Source organism: Pseudoalteromonas sp. S408 (genome assembly GCF_005886645.1).
In the GTDB taxonomy this organism is placed as follows: Bacteria; Pseudomonadota; Gammaproteobacteria; order Enterobacterales; family Alteromonadaceae; genus Pseudoalteromonas.
In genome coordinates this window covers 1-18,617 of sequence record NZ_PNDY01000026.1, presented here as the reverse complement: position 1 = coordinate 18,617, position 18,617 = coordinate 1, and the positions used below count along the sequence as shown (strand labels likewise).

Genomic DNA, 18,617 nt, shown 5'->3' with positions numbered 1-18,617 from the left:
AGTGGGGTCGCATTATAGGGATATTCGAGTGGGGGTCAATGCTTAATTCACGCTTTTTTGAATAAAAACACTTTTAGTATGAAAGGCATACAATTAGAGTGCTAAAGAATATTAAATAGCTTATAAAAAGCCCATCTAATGAGTTTAACAAAGTCGCATAACTATTTATTTCATTCTTATTGAGGTAGCAGTTTTATACATTCTTAAAATTCTCTACTACTTACTACTTATATAATTACTTATATATCTAGTTTTAAGAGTAAAGTTTTTAGACTCTATGACTTACTAATAATACGTACATATTTATCAGCTAACTTATCTAAAGTTTCTCGACAGTTGGGATCAGGTTTTATGCAATCTATTGGGCATACACTGATGCAGGTTGGATTTTCATAATGCCCAACACACTCGGTACATTTTTCAGGATCTATCTGATAGATTTTAGCCCCCATGTATATAGCTTCATTCGGGCATTCGGGATGGCACATGTCACAGTTAATGCATTTGCTATTTATGAGTAGAGCCACTTTTAAGCCCCTTCAATTAAAATCATTATAAAACATAAACATAGATTTAAATGAAATGTTTTTTGACTGCTTTTCATACAAGTGTAGTTCAATAAAAAACCTTTATTTTTTATTTAATCGTAGCACACATTCGTAACACACCATTTTATTTTTAGGTGTAAATTACAGCCGCGAATTATGCCTATTTTTCTCTGTTGCTTTGTTGATCTCAATCAATAAAAATCGCCGCGAGGCCTTTATTTATATAGGTTATAACAAAGTGAAGTACTCTTTATCAACGCTTAACAAAGCTCAATATACGAAAGCAAAACTAGAATGGAACCAGCTCAAACCGCCATTTTCTATGCAGCACATAAATCGGTGTGCTACGCTGGCTCAACACATCATATTTTTTGAAGAAAAAAGCACTTATAAACAAGCCTTTAAACCTAGTAGGACTAAAAGGTTATCGAAATACGAAGCGCAACACCATATTCGACTAATTTTCACCAAGTCTGGCGCTGCTATTTTCTACTCTAACTTCCCTAAATCATCTGGCATAGCTAATACCAAGTTAGGTGAAGCACCTGAATTAACAATAGCAAAAGCGCGTAAGCTCACTGCTCAAATGCAGGAGGGAGTTTTAAACAACCACACTGTCAAAACAGTTTTTGATACTTACGAGAAAAGCCTAATTGAGCGCCATAACAACGCACCCACCAAGTTTGCAGCTTCATCGCTCAGAACATACCAATGTAGAATAAAAAAGCTTAGGCATCATTTTCCGCTTAAGCGTGCATTCCAGTCTCTTACAGCAGGAGAGTTAGAAAAAATTGTAGATTTAATTATCATGGCAGAGTCCAATAACCAAGCAATCGAGCTTTTTGCACAAATTAGAAGAGTATGGCGATTTGCTAAAAACAAATTTAACTCAGGTAAAAACCCAGCAGCTGATATCGATGACTTTTACGTATCTGACCGTGTAGAAAGCCCTCGTCCTTGCCAAGTTTATACAGACTTAGATTCGATAGCTGAATTATGGATAAACCTCGCAGCAGCCCCTAATGTACATCAGAAAAATGCTGCTCGATTTATGATATTAACAGGCATACGCCCGATCAATATTCCACAAATGAAGTGGGAGTGGCTCAATAGTACCAACTTCCCAACATTAATTACCTTTCCGGCATCTGTTGTTGGGGTTCGTGGAGAAATGAAAAACCAAAAAGAATATAAGCTGCCCTTAACCAAAGCCATGCGCGCCATTATTTTAGAGCAAAGAGCCTGGATGGAAAATGCGCTCCCTAACTGTAACCCTGTTCACATATTTCTTCAGCCTCGCGATCTTAACAAACCATTTGCTAAAAGGTCGCTGGACAAAATCATCAAAGATTACTCCCCTGTTGATGCAGTAAAAGGAGATAAAAGAAACATTGTTATGAAAGGATCTGCGGGAGCATTTTGCACAATGTGCCGAAGCTTTTTTAAATCCAACGCAAAAGCGATTATGGTTGCCAACGGCTATCATTTTAAACACGCAGAGGAACTCACCAGACTCGCGCTGCATCACCTCAGAAAAGAGGACGATCCAAACGGCTTGAATTATGATAAATCTGAAGAGCTATTTGGCACTTCAACAAAGCTCAAATTTAATGTATTCAAAATTCATGAAGCCAGTATTTTAAAAAGAGCGAAAGAACTCGAAAGCCAACAACTCAGACTTACAGGTATGCAAAGTAAACAAGCTAAAAACCTAAAAGAAAATAACGATAAAAAAGCCTTGAGAGATAGAATTAAAGCTCATTTAGTTCACAAAGGCAGTTATGTAAACTTCATTAATCAGCCACTTGGTGATACGGGCAGAGTAGCAAAAGATTTGATCTTAACCGAAGAAGGAAGAGCTGTCGTTGAGAGATATTTAAGTGACCAAGCCAAAGCAAAAAATAATTAAAAAAAGTTTAATTTGGACTTACCAAAGTTTTTGTTAAAAAAATTAATTTCATATCATTGCCTTATTAGAGCGATACCTCATCAATTATTTGATGATTTTAACTTTTTTAAGGTTTTTATATTAATGGCAACATCAGTATTAAATTCAGTAAAACCATGTGAGGTCACGATTAAAAGTCGTGACCTTTGCACGGCTGAATTTAATGCATTTAAGCCACCGTACAATGACGAGTCAATGGAAGAGCTAGCCAGTCTTGCGACTATTATATTGGCGCAAGAAAAAGGAAGAAGACTTTCAAAGTATCAGCTTAAAGATCAAATAAGAATTGTATTCCAGCATGATGGCATTATTAAATTTTTTACTCATTTTAAAAAAGAACATGGCATAAAAAACACAAAGATTGGTGACTCTAATGTTATGAGTTTTTCAGCAGCGAAATTAAAAGCGGCCGAAATATACAAAAAAAACACCTCTAATTACACATTCGAATTTGTAGTGAGTAAACAAGTAGAAAACTTACAGGCAATAAATAAACATAGCCCTAGCAAGTTAGCTGAAACCACAGTAACAACTTACAGCTCTTACCTTAATGCAATTCAAAATGCCTTTGGCAAAGATATGTTATTTCAGACTATTACGCCTGAGATAATAGAAACCACGCTTGACCAACTACTAACAGAAAAAAGTGGTCCGCATGTGGCTAAGCTATTCGAGCAAATGAGAAAGCTGTGGGTGTTCGCAAAAAATAAATATAATAATGGCACTAATCCATTCCTAGAAGTAGATAAAAATTATATATCTTCTCGAACGGCGAAGCCTATTCCTTGTAAGGCATATACTGATATATCTCTAATTTCTCAGCTATACATAAACCTAAAAACAGCTAAAAATAATACATTAATAAATGCGGTACTACTGATGATGTTTACTGGGCTAAGACCCATAAATATTTGCAACCTTCGTCTATCGTATATAGATGATTTAAATAATCCTAAATTTTTAACGTTTCCTGAAACAACTCATACCACTCGCGGTGCTATGAAAAACCAAAAAGAGTTTAAAATACAACTCACACCCGAGATGAAAAAAGCAATACAACAAGAGTTAAAATTAAACCCAGACATAAACCGCACCTACTTATTTTGCAAGGTTAAAGACAACTCAAAACCCATTAGTAAAGAGAGTTTAAACCGAACTCTTAAATATCATGCGCCAAAAGACATGGTAGCGGCCCCGCGAGATAACATAAATATAAAAGGCTCAGCCGGAGCATTTCCAACACTACTTCGCAGCTTCTTAAAATCACATATGAAAGAAGTGCTAACTAAAAAAATTGGGTCATCAACAATTGCTGAAATTGAGTCTAAAAAAATGCTTCATCACTCTGTTTCAGATCACGATCCGATGAGTAAACATTATGACCACTCGAATAAAATATATAACACTGATATTAAAGCACTTTATAAAAACTTTTCCCTATTTGAGAAGGAAATACTTAAAGAAGTAAAAATACAGGCTAAGTTAAAAAACAAAACGACTAAAAAATCATTTTTAAAATTAGATTATTCAAATAATTTCATCGCCAAAGTCAAAAGCACAATAAGTGCTTATTCCACTATCTGGGGTAATATAGTTCAGCAAACCCAAAAGCTTAAAAAGAGCCGCCCTTTGCAAATATTAGAGTAAAGCTTACATATTGCAATACAACTTTTTCTTTGCTTACAAAACCTATAAAGAGCTTTTAATAGGTGGTGCAGATTGATTTCTTATAAAAGCAGGGATATCAAAAATATCAGATGCTTTTGGCCTAGCTGAACTTCACATCATTTAACTTGCAGAACCTACATAAAGAATCTCTTTCACCAACCTCAACTGTTGGAGATAAATTATAATTTTGCTGTATATTACTAAAAATCTGCTCTAACAAAAGCTAATCCTTTAACTTGCTAAAGTTTATATTCTCACTCAAATAAATATGCTACACATAAATTAAATAAGAAAGAAAAAATGTAAGCTATTGATTTAATTGCCCCCCCCTGCAACCACTAGATTAAAACCCCAAGCATCTGATTTAATAAAACTATTTTTTAATAAAAACACTCGGTGTAACATGTGGTGTAACAAAAAATCATTGTCAGCCTATTTTGCTCTTTTCACAAATGTAAGTAATCCAGGTTGTTTATTTCCTCTTAAATATAGCCAACCCGAAGATTAGTAATGTAATTATAGTTATTAAAAGACCAGTAGCTTTGATCGAATAACTATTTTCTATTTGGTTATCATTTGAACTTACCTTAGCTAGCTTCGCATCACTTACTAAATCAATAGTGCCTTCAGCTTCAATATATTTTGATTGATAGTAAGGGTTTTCAGTATCGTTATACTCATCTAAATCGTAAGTACCATCATATACATCACCCATATATTGTTCACTTTTATCCTGCTGAGTAAATGTATTAGAACTATCCGTAAGGTTATCCCTATCTGAATAATGGGGATCGTATATGTCGCTGTCATAGCTATTACTGTCATTGGAATAGGATGTATTTCCTGAATCCCATTCATATTGCCTAACTCTTGTACCATCAGCACCTGTATATGGGTTTACATTCCCTCTAGTTGTCCAATTATTGTTAATTGAGCTATCTGGTGCTGATCTGTAATGAGGTTTTACATATGTTCCATTTTTTTTATAGTAACCTTTAACTTTTACATCTTTTGCTATAGCAACAAAAGAAAAGGCTAGCGAAAAAACGATAAACAACTTAAATAATAATTTTATATTCAACTACATTCTCAACTTTCTTAAATAATGCTCAAGTCAGACTTAATATCTCGTAGCTTAATTACAACAAGCTCTCACATGATGGACATTTGATATTCAATGGTTCCATTGGCTTTTGTGAGTGGTAAGTCCAATAGTCCCCATTTTTAATTAATCTAGTATCGCACCTATTACAATGGTTATATGTAGTAAAGTGCTTACATTGATTACATTCATACCACGCAGATTTGATTCGGTTATTTTTGTTATTTTCTATTACTATTAGATCGTGCGATCCACAAGCTATACAGAAATTATGTGATTCAACATCATCAACCTTGCCATTTAGTGTATTATTTTCAATACCATACTGTAGGAACATTCCTACCATACGCTGAAATTCATCTAAGTAATTCAGCCTTTCAATAGGGTTAGCACAAATAGCACCGTATTGATGAAAATATTCCTTTCTGTTTTTATCCCAATCAAATAAAGCTAACTCGCCGTAATAACTATTATTACCCCATGACTGCGGAGATACTTTTTCAGTAATTGCTGATTTAACAGGATGAATAATAAAAACTGTATTTCTGCCTTCTTCACTATAATCTTTATCTTTATATAGCTGCTTTACAACCCCAGAAATCCCTCCTGCTTTTTGAAGTACAGAGTTTGAGTAAAACTTTGCATCCATTACAAAACGCTTTTTATAATCCTCACCATTTTTTCTAGTAAAAAACACGTCCATCACAAAGTCTGGCGTTTTACCATTTTCTAGCATTGGTTCGTAACTAAGTTTAATTTTTCTTTTTAAGCTATCGTTTTCAAATATCAAACTTTGATAATTTTGTTTAGTTTCAATAATATTTATAAGCTCTTTTTTCCAGTCATCCGTTGGTGTATAGCCATAGTTTTGGACTAACACTTTTATCAATTGAAGTAAGCACCAACGTTCATAAAGAAGAGGCATATTAATCAAACCTATCTCTTCAATTCTCTCAAGAGACAGTAACAAATCATCATCAGTTAAACTCGTTAACTCGCGTATCTTTTTATAACCAGAATGAATAAATTGATAATCAGGGTTTTGTACGAATGTCATTGAGTTAGGAAAAATTGAAGATGCTTTAACGCCCATACTCTTTAGCTTTTTTATTGCCGCTTTAAATTTGAGTAATTTAGGTTCTAGGCTATTGAATACGATCCCTACATACTTTTCTTGGGTAGCGTAAAAATCTAGTCGCTTTTGAATTGAGCGCTTTTCACGCTCTTGCTCGGCTAGCTCATTCTTAGTAAGTTTTTTTACCCAGTTATTATGATTAAAATGGACAGCTTTGCTTCTTTCTGCCTTAAAACTTTCATGTCTTTGCGTTAACTTATCACCACCCACTATTTTTATTTTACTCATACTTATTAACTCATAAGTATGCCAGTACTTACCATTTGAAAACCCACTTTTATATTTCAGGTTTCCCATAATTTTGTATTCAAAGCCCTGCTCTAGCAGATTAAAAAAAAATGGTTCACCTTGCCTTAAAAACACATTTTGAGTGGCAACTTCAGTCTCAAACCAATTATCGCTATATTCATTTTTAATCGCTAAAAAACAAGAATCACCGCCCTTTGTCATTGAGCCAGTTTTTAAAAAACATACAGAAGCATTTTGCTCTTTTGAACCATTTCGATTAAATAATTCGAGCTGCTTTTGTAAATTAGCTGATAAAATTTCTTTATTAAAAGAATCTCTTAGCTTTTCTAAGTCTTTTTTTACTAAATCTTTATCTATCAGTTTATCTTCAACAAATGCTTCTAAACGTGACCCTAGTTTTAGTACATTTGATTCATAGCGCTTCGTTTTATTTTGAGAAATCACCACTAATTGCTTTATAATTTTATACAGCCGCTCAAGCACATAAAGAATATAGCGATTTTCAGGAACATTATAACTTGGCTCTGTGCTTCGGCTTGTAAGAAGCTTGCTACCTCCTTTTGTAGCTAGTTCCATAAAAGTACGATTAACTGGTTTTACAGCCTTTCTTGGCTTTAGAGTTTGAACTTCTCTTAGCTCAGCCTTGGGATTTTTTAAAATATTTTGACAATGGGAAAGAAGGTTATTAACCAGTGTAATTGTATCTTGTGTAACTCCACCCTCGTTAACTGTTTTCCCCTTACCTTTTACGTAACTTTGCTCGTCTAAAATCAACTCCCATAAGTCACTTTTAAAGTCAGCCAAGTAAGTGTCTAGCTGTTCTAAAGTAAAATCATACGATCCAATATTTACTTGGCAAACTTCGTGGGCTAAATAAACTTTTATACTTCCAGCGGTTCTATGTGCCTTCCCTTGCCAGCGCTTGCTTTTACTAGACCAGCTGTCAGCTTCTATCCACCATTCTTTGAGGGTTTCTGTATCAACCACCCTTTTTAAGGCAACTTTGTCATCAGCACCATTTATAAAGTAAGGTTCGGCTGTACTTGTTTTTAGAAATCTAAACGCAAGCTGTCCGCATTCAATGCCCTCAGTTTTTGGATATATAACCGTGCTACAAATATACTTGTCTACTTCATACTGACAATCTAAAGGCAACAGCGATTCAGTAATGCCCAATACAGTGTTCTTGTCATACCAGGTAATATCAACATATCTAGCTTCAAATTCAGCTTTCATTTTTATGCCCAGTAATTAACAACACCGTCATTATCTTTCGCGTTATTAATAATTGATTGTAATGCCACGATACTCGAAAACTCTTCATCCATATTTTCATGGCTTTCTAATATTTCTTCTAACAGCGGTTTTAAAACCCTATTAAGTAAATCTAACTTGTCAGACTTGTCCGACTTTTTATTACCATCGAAAGTAAACTTAGGCAGTACTTTATGAATAATAAAATTATTAATAGCCTGCTCTTTGTCTTCATTTACATCTTTAAAAAGCGCCAGATAATTAAGCCCCTGCCTAATCGTTCGCATACCAAATTCAACACCTAAAGGATAAAAGAATCGGCTATTTAGTTCTTTAAACTGTATACAAAAGTCATCATTCACAGAGTATTTAGGATATGGCGTTCTTACACCTAGCTCATCTATATTAAATACAATTGGCAGCGTTACATCTTCATAATCATAAGAGTCTATTTCACGAATAATCTTATCCCAATCACTCAGTAGTGGGCTTCTAAACTTCATTATATGAGCGCGATCTAAAATTTTAGGAGACAAATAATGTGTTGTTTCATCAATATTAATTGCGCCAATAATACGAACATTAGAAGGGATAGTTATAGACGACGGAGTACTAATTACACCTGCAAGCATGCGCCTAATGTCACCGTGATATTTTATAAGAGAATTTTTATCACTAAAGCCGAATGCGCGTTTCATTTCATTGTTAACATCTTCATCTTGCATAAGCGCTATAAAATCGGTAACACCATTTTTATTATATTTTTCTTTAGCCCCAGTAATAATAGATACAACGCCTTTAAGCTCAGCTAATACATGCGATGCTTCATCATCTGAATAAAGTTGAATCTCTGGTTTTTTATTTCTTTCTTCAAGCTTTGATAAAAAATCAGCAAAATAGTATTCAACCCTCGCTAAGTTCATTTCATCCAAACAAATAAAATAAGGAACCTCTGGGTTTTGCTGAGCCTCTATTAATGCTTCAAGAAACGGAGTTGCTAAATACTTTTTTTCTAAAGGATTGTAATAACCTAACAAATCCTCAGAGCTAGTCCAATTCGGCTTTACCGGAATAATAATAGATTTACCGCCAACAGCATCAGCAAACGAATTAACCAAATTAGTTTTACCTGAGCCAGAATCTCCCGCTAAAATAATTAAGTCATTACTTCTAATAAGGGTAAGGTAATTTTCAATAATATGGCGGGAATAAAGTATATCGCGCTCTTTGAGATAAGCTTGAATATAAGATACCGCTTGCTTGTAATCACCGTTTAGGTGGTCACTAAACTCAATATGTTCAGGTCGCTCACTTACTTTAGTAATATTAGATACAAAACTATTAAATTCATCATCATCAATAAATTCAAAACTCTTTAAGAAAACAGCCTTTTCTTCTATGAATGCTTTTAGCTTTTCTATTTTTTTTACCATGCTTTCCTCGACTTTTCGATACCTTACTACCATCGTTTCTAGCTCAGCTTTACTCACGGAAATGCTCTGGCTAACGTTTTCTTTATCTTCACTTAACTGTTCATATTCAAGAGCGAGCCGTTTTAAAACGTCTTCTAAGTCATCCACCTTTTTCTGACTCAGCCCTTGCGCTTCTTCAAGCTTTTTAACCTCTTGTTCTGTCTGTGCCTTGGTAGATTGTAATGACTGTTTTAAAGCATCTATTTCTAATTCTATTTGCTCTTTAGTCTCTTTAACTTCAAGATCATACACAGCTTTGCGTATTAACGTATTTTCTGAATCTTCAACAATATCCTGGCGCTCAGACTCAGATAAGACACTTGTTAAATCAGTCAACTGCTCTACTGTATTTTCATCTACGGCGAGCAAAAATGGATTATTTTTACTTGCTCTTTGCCTTGGGGACGCCAATACTAGCTGACATGCAACTATGACCTTTTTATTGCTCCCCAAGAAAGCTTTTGCCATCGCAGGATTTAAAAACACACCAGACTGTAAATCATTTGAACCCGACAATGGGTATTCTATTGTTTGGTTACCCGAAAGGGTTTTAGCATTACGAACTCCAGCCCAGTTACCGGATTCATTCATACTAAGCTCACCCCAAACATCGATTTTTTTACCGGTTATTCCCCAACTCTCATAGAGCTTTTGGTATAACTCACTATCCGCCAGATCTTTTACAACATTGAGGCTATATACAGTACTTGGTTCAGCCATAACTAAACCGCCTGTTCGACTATGGCGTCCGTTAGGTGAAGTTTAGTGGTTTGTGCGTCGGTTAAACGAGCTTTGAGTTGGTCGCATAAAGTTAATAGCTCATCGACTTTATTAACTACCCTTTCAAATTCTTCGAGTGGAGGACAAGGAACCAAAACTTGGCTAAGTATCTCTAAATTTATATTCTTTTGGGCGGTTGAAGGGGCAAATTTCTCTAAATTAGCCTTTGCTGTTCGAATAAAATAATCGAAATACTTCGTTGGAATTTGGTCCTCAAAACATGTGTAACCCACTACGCTATCAGGAAAACAAGCATCAAACCCAAGAATTCCAGTATCAGCAATATTTGCTGCTATGGTGATACACAATGTACCTTTTGGCCAAAGCTGACTTTGTGCTAGGCCTACTTCGTTATACATAGCTGTGTAGGTTTCAATAACTTCAACTGAGCGAGCTACATCACCGGTTTGAACTAAAGGGATGGTCCCGTTTTTATATAACTTTGGATCATTACGCGGACGGTGCTTGGACTTTCCCCTAGCTAACTCACCTAAATCAGGAAGCCTACACCACTCCCAACCACTAGGTAATTCAAACGGTTTTTCTTCTTCGGTGATTTCGGGCAGTGGTTTTTGCTTTTTGATTTTTTTGTCTTTAGTCAGTTGGGCTTTTTCTGCTGCTATGCGCTCTAGGAGTTTGGCGGCGGGTTCGTCGTTTGGATTTTGTGGGACGAGTTTGCCCATTACTGCTAGTTGTAAGATAGTTTGTTTTAGCGTGTTGATGCTGGCAGTGGTGGTGAATAGCGTATCGAAGTGCTCGCTTAAGCGCTGCCAGTTTTGTTGGAACTGTGCACTGGCTTGTTCCGGTGTTGCGGTTTGCTCTGGAGCTTTCAGCAAGGCCTCTAACAGCACTTCAACTAATGTTTGATGTGCCGCAATACTATTTTCAGTTTGCGCCTCAAGCTTATCACACAAGTCCATTAGCTCATCGACTTTAGCAACGATGCGTTGTTGTTCTTCATACGGAGGGATTAGAACAGTAAATGGCTCTAAATTAGTTGTCGTTACTTGTGGTTGTGCACTGCCTGTTACGATATCTTTCTTGTCCGCAATTGCTAACGAGTAAAAAAAGTATTTCAGAGAAATTAGTTGCCAAGTATTTTCTAAAACAAGTGAGTTACTCGTAACAAAGCAATGACTCGGGGATATATTCGGCTTACCACTGTAAGCACCACGGCAGGAAACTAATAACTGCTCTTTTTCATATTTGTACTCAGAGTAATAACCTATAATTCCATTAGCACCAAATACTTCATATCCAGATTCCGTTAGCTCGGAATTAGACAGCCCTTTACCATAAACAATATGGAACATTTCACCTAACCTAGCTACTGACCATCCTTTAGGTAATTCAATTGGCCGTTCGTGCTCACTAATCTCAGGAAGTACTTTTGGCTTTTTGATTTTTTTATCTTTAATCAACTGCGCTTTTTCAGCGGCTATGCGCTCTAGCAACACTGAGGCTGGTTCGTCATTTGGATCTTGTGGTACTAATTTTCCACGCACTGCGAGCTCTAAAATAAGCTCACGCAGTTTTTTAATGCCATGAAGTGAAAACTTTTTAGATGAGCCTCGACCTGCTGATGATTTTTGCTCAATCGCTGTCGTCCAAATATCAAGATGTTCGGTGATTAAGCTCTCGGTATTTGTGGTTGGTGTATTTGACTCAGCCATTACTTGCCCTCGCTATCTTTTGAAAGGGCTGCTGATAATATGCCTTTAAGCTGATCGCGCAGTGCTTGTATGTCGGCTTGCTGCTTTGAGTAGTCGGCTAATAGCGCTTGCGGATCATGGCTGATTACCTCGCCTACATGGGGGTTTTTAATGTCTAGGTTGTAGTTACGGGCAATAATATCGTCGATTGATACTTTCCACGCTTGTTCTGTTTCAGTACGGCTGGCAAAGCCGTCTGCTTCGTTGCCCCACCATTCAAGTTCGGTTTTAAATTCTTCAAACTTCATTGGTTTAGTTTTGTTGTAGTTTTTTACCCCTGCCGGGTAGGGGTGCTCGTAAAACCACACGTCTTTGGTTGGCGTGCCTTTAGTAAAAAACAATATATTAGTTTTAATACTGGTGTACGGGGCAAATACACCATTAGGTAAGCGTACTATGGTGTGTAAATTACATTCCTCTACCAATAGCTTTTTGATTTTGGTTTTTACCCCTTCACCAAATAAGGTGCCGTCTGGCAATACTACCGCAGCTCGACCTTTAGTGTTGAGCACTTCTATAATGAGCTGTAAGAACAAGTCGGCTGTTTCGCGAGTTTGCATGTCGCTTGGGAAGTTTTTTTCTATGCCGTCTTCTTCTGTACCGCCAAATGGAGGGTTGGTGATGATTACATCTACTTGATCATCCCAGCTTGAAAGCGGCTTATTTAGGGTATTGCCGTGCTTAACTTGTACCGGTACCTCAATGCCGTGAAGCATCATGTTGGTAGTACACAGTAAGTGCGGGAGTTGTTTTTTCTCTACGCCGTGTATTTGCTTTTGCAATATTTGGTGGTCGTCGCCCGATTTAACATAGTTTGCTTTTATATGGTCGAACGCGCACGCTAAAAAGCCACCGGTACCACAGGCTGGGTCCATGATTGACTCGCCTAGTTTTGGGTCGGTTACTGCCACTATAAATTTAGTGATTGCGCGCGGGGTATAAAACTCGCCCGCGTTACCTGCGCTTTGTAAGTCTTTTAATATTTGCTCGTACAGGTCGCCAAATAAGTGGCGCTCTTTTGAGTCGGTAAAGTCTATTTCATTTAGCTTGTTGATAACCTGGCGTAGTAGCGTGCCGTTTTTCATGTAATTAAAGGCATCGCTAAAGGCTTGGGTGACTACATAACCACGTGGGTTTTTATCTATAGGTGCGGTTAGGTTTTTAAGCTCTGGGAATAGCTTATCGTTTACAAACTCTAAAAGCTCATCGCCCGTAATACCTTCGTTATCGGCCGCCCAATTGCGCCATAAAAATTGCTCTGGGATTGGCTCGCGGTAGTCATCTAATTCAAGCTCTAGCTCTTCTTCTTGCGCGTCGAATACTTTTAAAAATAGTAACCACGACATTTGACCAAGGCGTTGTGCGTCGCCATCGACACCGGCATCTTTACGCATGATATCTTGAATTGATTTAATAGCTGAACTGATAGACATAGTTTTCTCTTGTTTGATTATTTTTATAAACAGCGGCTAAAAGCAAATATAAAAGCTGTTTATTTTGATTTATTTAATGCTTTGCTGTCGCTCATATAAAGAGACAGCAAACATATAATTAAGCTATTTTAGGTGTTGGCATTTGGTAAATTTCGGCTTCGAGCTCTTTAAGCGCTTGCTCGTATTGTGCTTTACCACCAAAGCCTTTTTTTACTATTTCACTTAGGCTGCCAATTTGGTTAAATGGCGCTACTTTAAGTGCTTGCATAGATTCTATTTCTTGCACGCCTACATCTGCGTATTTTAACAGAAGGTTCTCGAGTACGGTGTGCGCGGTACCCGAATATTTAGTGAAATAGTTACGCTTTTGTACGTTATCTGCGCGTTCTTTACGAGTTAATGGGGGTTGGTCGTAAACTACATGGCAGATCATATCGAAGGGGTCCATGTCTTTGCCTACTTCTTCCTCAAGCGCTGACCAAATAATGCCTTCTTCAGCAAGCTCGTCGATGACTGCTTGTTTGCGATCTGACTCGTTCCAACGCTTTACAAAGTCGTCGAGTGAACTGTATTGCTTGCTCATGGTTTTGCGGGTGTAATCTATAAATGACTCGGTAACCAGTTTGCCGTCGGTATCGTAATACTGTACTCGCTCTGCGACTTTATTAACGGTGACACCTGATACACGGTACTTAACCATTTTATTTGTTTCATCGTCCCATTCACCATCAAGCGCTCCACCGCCTTTGGGGTCATTAATTGTGTCGTTATTAGCATCGGTTGTATCGTCAGCGGTTGATTGATCGTCGAATACGCTATCAGGCTGCTCTGCGCCGGTTGTATCGTCTTGTGACTCAATATCAACGTCTTCATTTTCAATATCGGTTGGCGTTACCTTAATTACTTTTTCTGGCGTACCATCAAAACGTTCATCGGCAAATAATTCGGTAGCTTTTTTAAAGTCGAGTATCGTAAACCAAAGCTTACCGTAGCGATCGTCAATACGGGTACCACGACCAATAATTTGTTTAAACTTGGTCATTGATTGTATGTTCTGATCAAGCACTACTAGCTTACAGGTTTTAGCGTCTACCCCTGTGGTCATAAGCTCTGAAGTGGTAGCAATAACTGGGTATGGGCGTTTAGGGTTTATAAAGTTGTCGAGCTGGCCTTTACCTAGTTCGTCATCGCCAGTGATCTTCATTACGTATTTATCGTTTTTAGCCATTTGCTCAGGGTTTAAATTGGCAAGGGCGCGGCGCATACGCTCGGCGTGATCTATGTCGTTACAAAACACAATGGTTTTAGCCATAGGGTCTGTACGTTTTAAATAGTTGGTAATGGTTTCGGCCACTAGTTGTGTACGCTCGTCAATCACCATTGTGCGGTCAAAGTCTTTTTGGTTGTATATACGGTCTTGTATTACTTCACCGTTGTTATCAACCTGCCCTTTTGTTGGTCGCCAGCCTTGTAGATCTACATCAAGGTCGACACGTACCACTTTGTATGGTGCTAAAAAGCCATCTTCAATACCTTCTTTTAGAGAATAGGTATAAGCGGGGTCGCCAAAGTAATCGGTGTTTGATACTTCATCTGTTTCTTTTGGTGTCGCGGTTAAGCCAACTTGAGCAGCCCCTTTAAAGTAGGTGAGTATTTCGCGCCAAGCGCTATCTTCACTTGCGCTACCACGGTGGCACTCGTCAATAATAATGAGGTCGAAAAAGTCAGGGTCTACTTGCTTAAAGGCTTTTTGAGATTCTTCTGGCCCTGTAAGCGCTTGATAAAGTGCTAGGTGTATTTCGTAAGCAGGGTCGATTGTTCTGCCGGTAATTTTGGTCATTGACGTACCAAACGGCTGAAAGTCATTAATACGCGTTTGATCTACTAATATATTGCGGTCGGCTAAAAACAAGATGCGTTTTTTTGCGCGTGATTTCCATAAGCGCCATATGATTTGAAACGCGGTATAGGTTTTACCGGTTCCTGTTGCCATAACTAGTAATACACGGTCTTTACCAGACGATATAGCCTCTACTGTTTTATTAATGGCTTGGAGCTGATAGTAACGCGGGTGCTTACCACTACCATCGTCGTAATAGGCTTGGTTTATTATAGGAAGTTGCGATTCTGTATAGCCCTTGTAGGCACAATATTTAGCCCAAAGCTCTTGCGGTGATGGGAAGTCTTCTAAGCGTATTTCAGATTCGAGGTTATGCGCATCAGGCGTACCTAGCTTGGTTTTATCGTGGAAAATAAAGCCATCGCCATTAGAAGCAAATATAAACGGTACATCAAGCAGCCTGGCGTAATCTAAGCCTTGTTGTAGGCCTTTGCCTACTTCATGCTTATTTGCTTTAGCTTCAATGACAGCAAGCGGCATGCTAGGTTTATGGTAAAGGACTATGTCAGCCGATTTAACCGTTTTACGTACACCAAGTTGCCCTCGAACGATTACTTTACCGTCACGTAATTTAACTTCTTGGCGTATTTGGGTTATATCATCCCAGCCTGCGGTTTTAACTGCGGGTAGAATAAACTTACTGATTATATCGGTTTCGCTGAGCTTTCTTTTATCCATAACTTAAACCATCCCTAAATACTACGCTATGAGCCAACAAGGCTTTGCGTACAACTCGTTGATTCAACGTGTTTCATGCTGTTTAGTGATGCTATATAAAATAGGGTGAATAAGCAAAAATAAAAGATATTAAAAGTTAGCTAGTTGAGTTAATAAAAGTATTAAGCTAATTATTGCTATAACCAAGCTGAAATAGTAACTCATTGCTATATTGGTTCAGAAGGTTAAAAGCTTTTTCTTGCTTAACGCTCATCTGTCCGCCAAAAATTTTATACTTAAGTGAGCTATGTTTTTTAAACACCCTCAAGTTATCTTCAAGCAACTTACCAAAGTGATTGGCATACTCGGTAATGTGGTAATGATGCTGCTGGACGGCTTTAAGATGAGCCGTTGCTTCAGATTCAAGGGATGTTAGCTTTTCTATCTCTGCCAACAATTCAACTTTTTTCATCTTTATTTTTTCGACTTTTTTATATGAACCTGTTACTGCAAAGTACATTGCGGGAGCTGCTATTATGCCACCTAAAACCATAAACCCTCCAGCCATACCAGCTCCACCTGCAGCGATAGAGCCACCACCAAACCAAGCTAGTGTTGCGTTTGTTGCAGCTATACCAGAGAGTGAGGTAATAGCAGTACCTGTAGATGCACTACCTATAATGGTAACGACGCCCCAAGCACCAACAGCTGAAGTACCACCCACTAAACCACCAAACCCTGCTTTGAGTGAAGTTTTGAAACCATCGGAGAACTGCTTTAACTGAATTAAAGTTACTTTTTGATCAACTGCTTTGCTGTCACTTTTAACATTAGATTTAGTTTGTAAAACCTTTCCAACTCTTTTCAAAAGCTTATTTGTTTTCTCTAATGTAAAACCGATAGAATTTAAGGCTTTATTAGTCTCATCATTAATCAGTTTTAAGCTTTCAAATACTGGCTTATACAAGCTGTTGTGTAAGTCTTCGTAATGTTTATTTTGAAGTGCTAGGTGATAAGTACCACCTAATGATAAAAAACCAATTAAATATTTACCTGTAGATTTTAATATTTGCCTCTTATTGTTTCCCTGAGTAAAAAACACTCCCTCAAACTCATGTTCTAAGTACTCAAAAGACTCGTCGGAAATTTCAGTAGGTGTTTTATTACTATAATTTACTATGGCTTTATAAGCGGTAATGCTATTTTTTGATTGCTTTAAATGAGCAAGGTACTGCTCTTTGACTTCACTGTAATACATTAATTTACTTCCTTGTTAACCAATACCCAACTTCTGAAAATATAAATAAGAGAGATCGGACAATTATTTTTTAAGTGTCGAGTTTACAATATTTTTTATTAATATCACCAAGTATTAGCATAGAAATAGACTTGAGTATTAGAGTCACACTTTTTCTGAACCATAAAACTCAAAAAGCGCCTTGATAAAATCAGGACGCTTTGCGTTTAGGACAAATAAACAGTTTTATACAAATTTAAATAACAAATATTTGAGCATGCTTTTCATGGCGCGTTTATTACTCTGGCAATATTTTTCATAATTAATAATGCCAATAATCATTTTAGTGCAAAAAAAACTCAGAGCTATAAACCAGGCAAAGTTTTGAGTCGACTTGTACTGTAAAAACAATATAGATGAGCCACTAAAAGTAATAGTCGAATAAACAATTTCTATTCGATATCGACTAATAGCTTTCAAAATTTTGGGCATTAAAAGCCGTCATCGAACGGGTCAAAAGCATCAAAGCAGCCATCATCGTTTAAATCCGCTATCGAATCTTCTATCTCGTAAACAGTCATTACTCGATTAGATTGGCCCATCACATTGCCCCCAACGTCTAAGATGTTAGCGCTCGCATTTGTGATAGGTAATCCTGTTGTTGGATTAATAGCAATATCACTAGCGTCATTATTTTTCATTTTTTAACCTTAATAATCATTAATTTATACTTTCAAATTTAATGATTTCGTGATAAAAAACAAACTGTTTGACTGCGCAGCTCAGCAACAAACAGTTTGTATAAGGCATTAACTCCTCTTCTATTTTTACTTAATTTTTTTTAAGCAAAAAACCTTTCCTATTTATCTAAAAAATTCATTAATAAGTTTAATTTGAAGGCGGTTTTGTCTGAAAGACGTTATAAAAAACGCATTTTTCGGCACGAAAAACTGCAAAAAAGCGCCTCAGAATGAGGCCAACAAGCGCGTAATGTGTTGTAGGCGAAGCCGCAGACACATGGAGACCGCGCGAATGTACAGCTGGTCTGTACCAACCGCGATAGTGTTTCGCATCAGCGAAATTCGATTAAAATTTGGCACAAATTGATATCGAACCATAATTTTCGTAGAAAATTACAGCAGATGAAAAATGCAAATTATGGGGCACCCATTGCATTGTCAGGCGCGGCAGTATGGCGGTTGGTACAGAGCGTAGTGAGGTGCATTCGCGCTGGGTCTACAACGCTAGCGCGATAGCGCGTCGAGTCAGCTCGTTGCGGAGCAACACCAGAGCTGGCGTGCGTTTTAGGCCCAATGGTTGAGTAGCGCAGCGACGAGACCATCCGCTGAAAGCGGCTTCTCTTTAATGGTTTAATCCCTTGTTTCATTAAAAGAGCAAACGCGCAACGTCTTGCAATGAATACCGTAATATTTTTGCCTAATTGAAATAAAGAATAACCTATAAAGTAAGGCCTCCTCTTTAAGAGGAGGCCTTACTTTATAGGTTTAATTCACACAAATTT

General features: G+C 37.3%; 11 protein-coding genes. 2 read left to right on the top strand and 9 right to left on the bottom strand.

The annotated features are described in order from the left end of the window. Positions 1–275: 275 nt before the first annotated feature. Positions 276–527, bottom strand: a complete 252-nt coding sequence (locus CWB62_RS16170) for a YfhL family 4Fe-4S dicluster ferredoxin (protein ID WP_138529444.1) — start codon at positions 525–527, stop codon at positions 276–278. Positions 528–786: 259 nt separating this feature from the next. Here CWB62_RS16170 and CWB62_RS16165 point away from each other — a divergent pair, with 259 nt between their 5' ends. Both CWB62_RS16165 and CWB62_RS16160 read left to right on the top strand, forming a co-directional pair. Beyond that, the gene (locus CWB62_RS16165; RefSeq protein ID WP_138529442.1) at positions 787–2,457 is read left to right on the top strand and encodes a site-specific integrase; all 1,671 of its coding nucleotides are present in this window, start codon (positions 787–789) and stop codon (positions 2,455–2,457) included. 123 nt (positions 2,458–2,580) lie between these two features. Further along, entirely contained in the window at positions 2,581–4,143 is a 1,563-nt protein-coding gene (locus tag CWB62_RS16160; RefSeq protein WP_138529440.1) for a tyrosine-type recombinase/integrase, read from the top strand. 493 nt (positions 4,144–4,636) lie between these two features. Here CWB62_RS16160 and CWB62_RS16155 read toward each other — a convergent pair whose 3' ends face one another. The 8 genes from CWB62_RS16155 to CWB62_RS16115 form a co-directional block, all read right to left on the bottom strand. Then, the gene (locus CWB62_RS16155) at positions 4,637–5,245 is read right to left on the bottom strand and encodes a hypothetical protein (protein ID WP_138529438.1); all 609 of its coding nucleotides are present in this window, start codon (positions 5,243–5,245) and stop codon (positions 4,637–4,639) included. A 58-nt stretch (positions 5,246–5,303) separates the two neighbouring features. After that, complete coding sequence (locus tag CWB62_RS16150) at positions 5,304–7,886, bottom strand: nuclease domain-containing protein (protein ID WP_138529436.1); 2,583 nt, start codon at positions 7,884–7,886, stop codon at positions 5,304–5,306. A 2-nt stretch (positions 7,887–7,888) separates the two neighbouring features. After that, positions 7,889–10,096: an McrB family protein gene (locus CWB62_RS16145; protein ID WP_138529434.1), complete on the bottom strand. Its 2,208-nt coding sequence runs from the start codon at positions 10,094–10,096 to the stop codon at positions 7,889–7,891. A gap of 2 nt (positions 10,097–10,098) precedes the next feature. Continuing rightward, a complete protein-coding gene (locus tag CWB62_RS16140; RefSeq protein WP_138529432.1) occupies positions 10,099–11,829 on the bottom strand; it encodes a restriction endonuclease subunit S in 1,731 nt (576 codons plus the stop codon). Continuing rightward, entirely contained in the window at positions 11,829–13,301 is a 1,473-nt protein-coding gene (locus tag CWB62_RS16135) for an N-6 DNA methylase (RefSeq protein WP_138529430.1), read from the bottom strand. The genes CWB62_RS16140 and CWB62_RS16135 overlap by 1 nt, the downstream gene beginning before the upstream one ends. Before the next feature lie 118 nt (positions 13,302–13,419). Further along, the gene (hsdR, locus tag CWB62_RS16130; RefSeq protein WP_138529428.1) at positions 13,420–15,879 is read right to left on the bottom strand and encodes an EcoAI/FtnUII family type I restriction enzme subunit R; all 2,460 of its coding nucleotides are present in this window, start codon (positions 15,877–15,879) and stop codon (positions 13,420–13,422) included. Between the two features lie 166 nt (positions 15,880–16,045). Continuing rightward, a complete protein-coding gene (locus CWB62_RS18760) occupies positions 16,046–17,116 on the bottom strand; it encodes a hypothetical protein (RefSeq protein WP_212746522.1) in 1,071 nt (356 codons plus the stop codon). A 470-nt stretch (positions 17,117–17,586) separates the two neighbouring features. Next, complete coding sequence (locus tag CWB62_RS16115) at positions 17,587–17,796, bottom strand: hypothetical protein (protein WP_138529424.1); 210 nt, start codon at positions 17,794–17,796, stop codon at positions 17,587–17,589. Between the last annotated feature and the right edge of the window lie 821 nt (positions 17,797–18,617).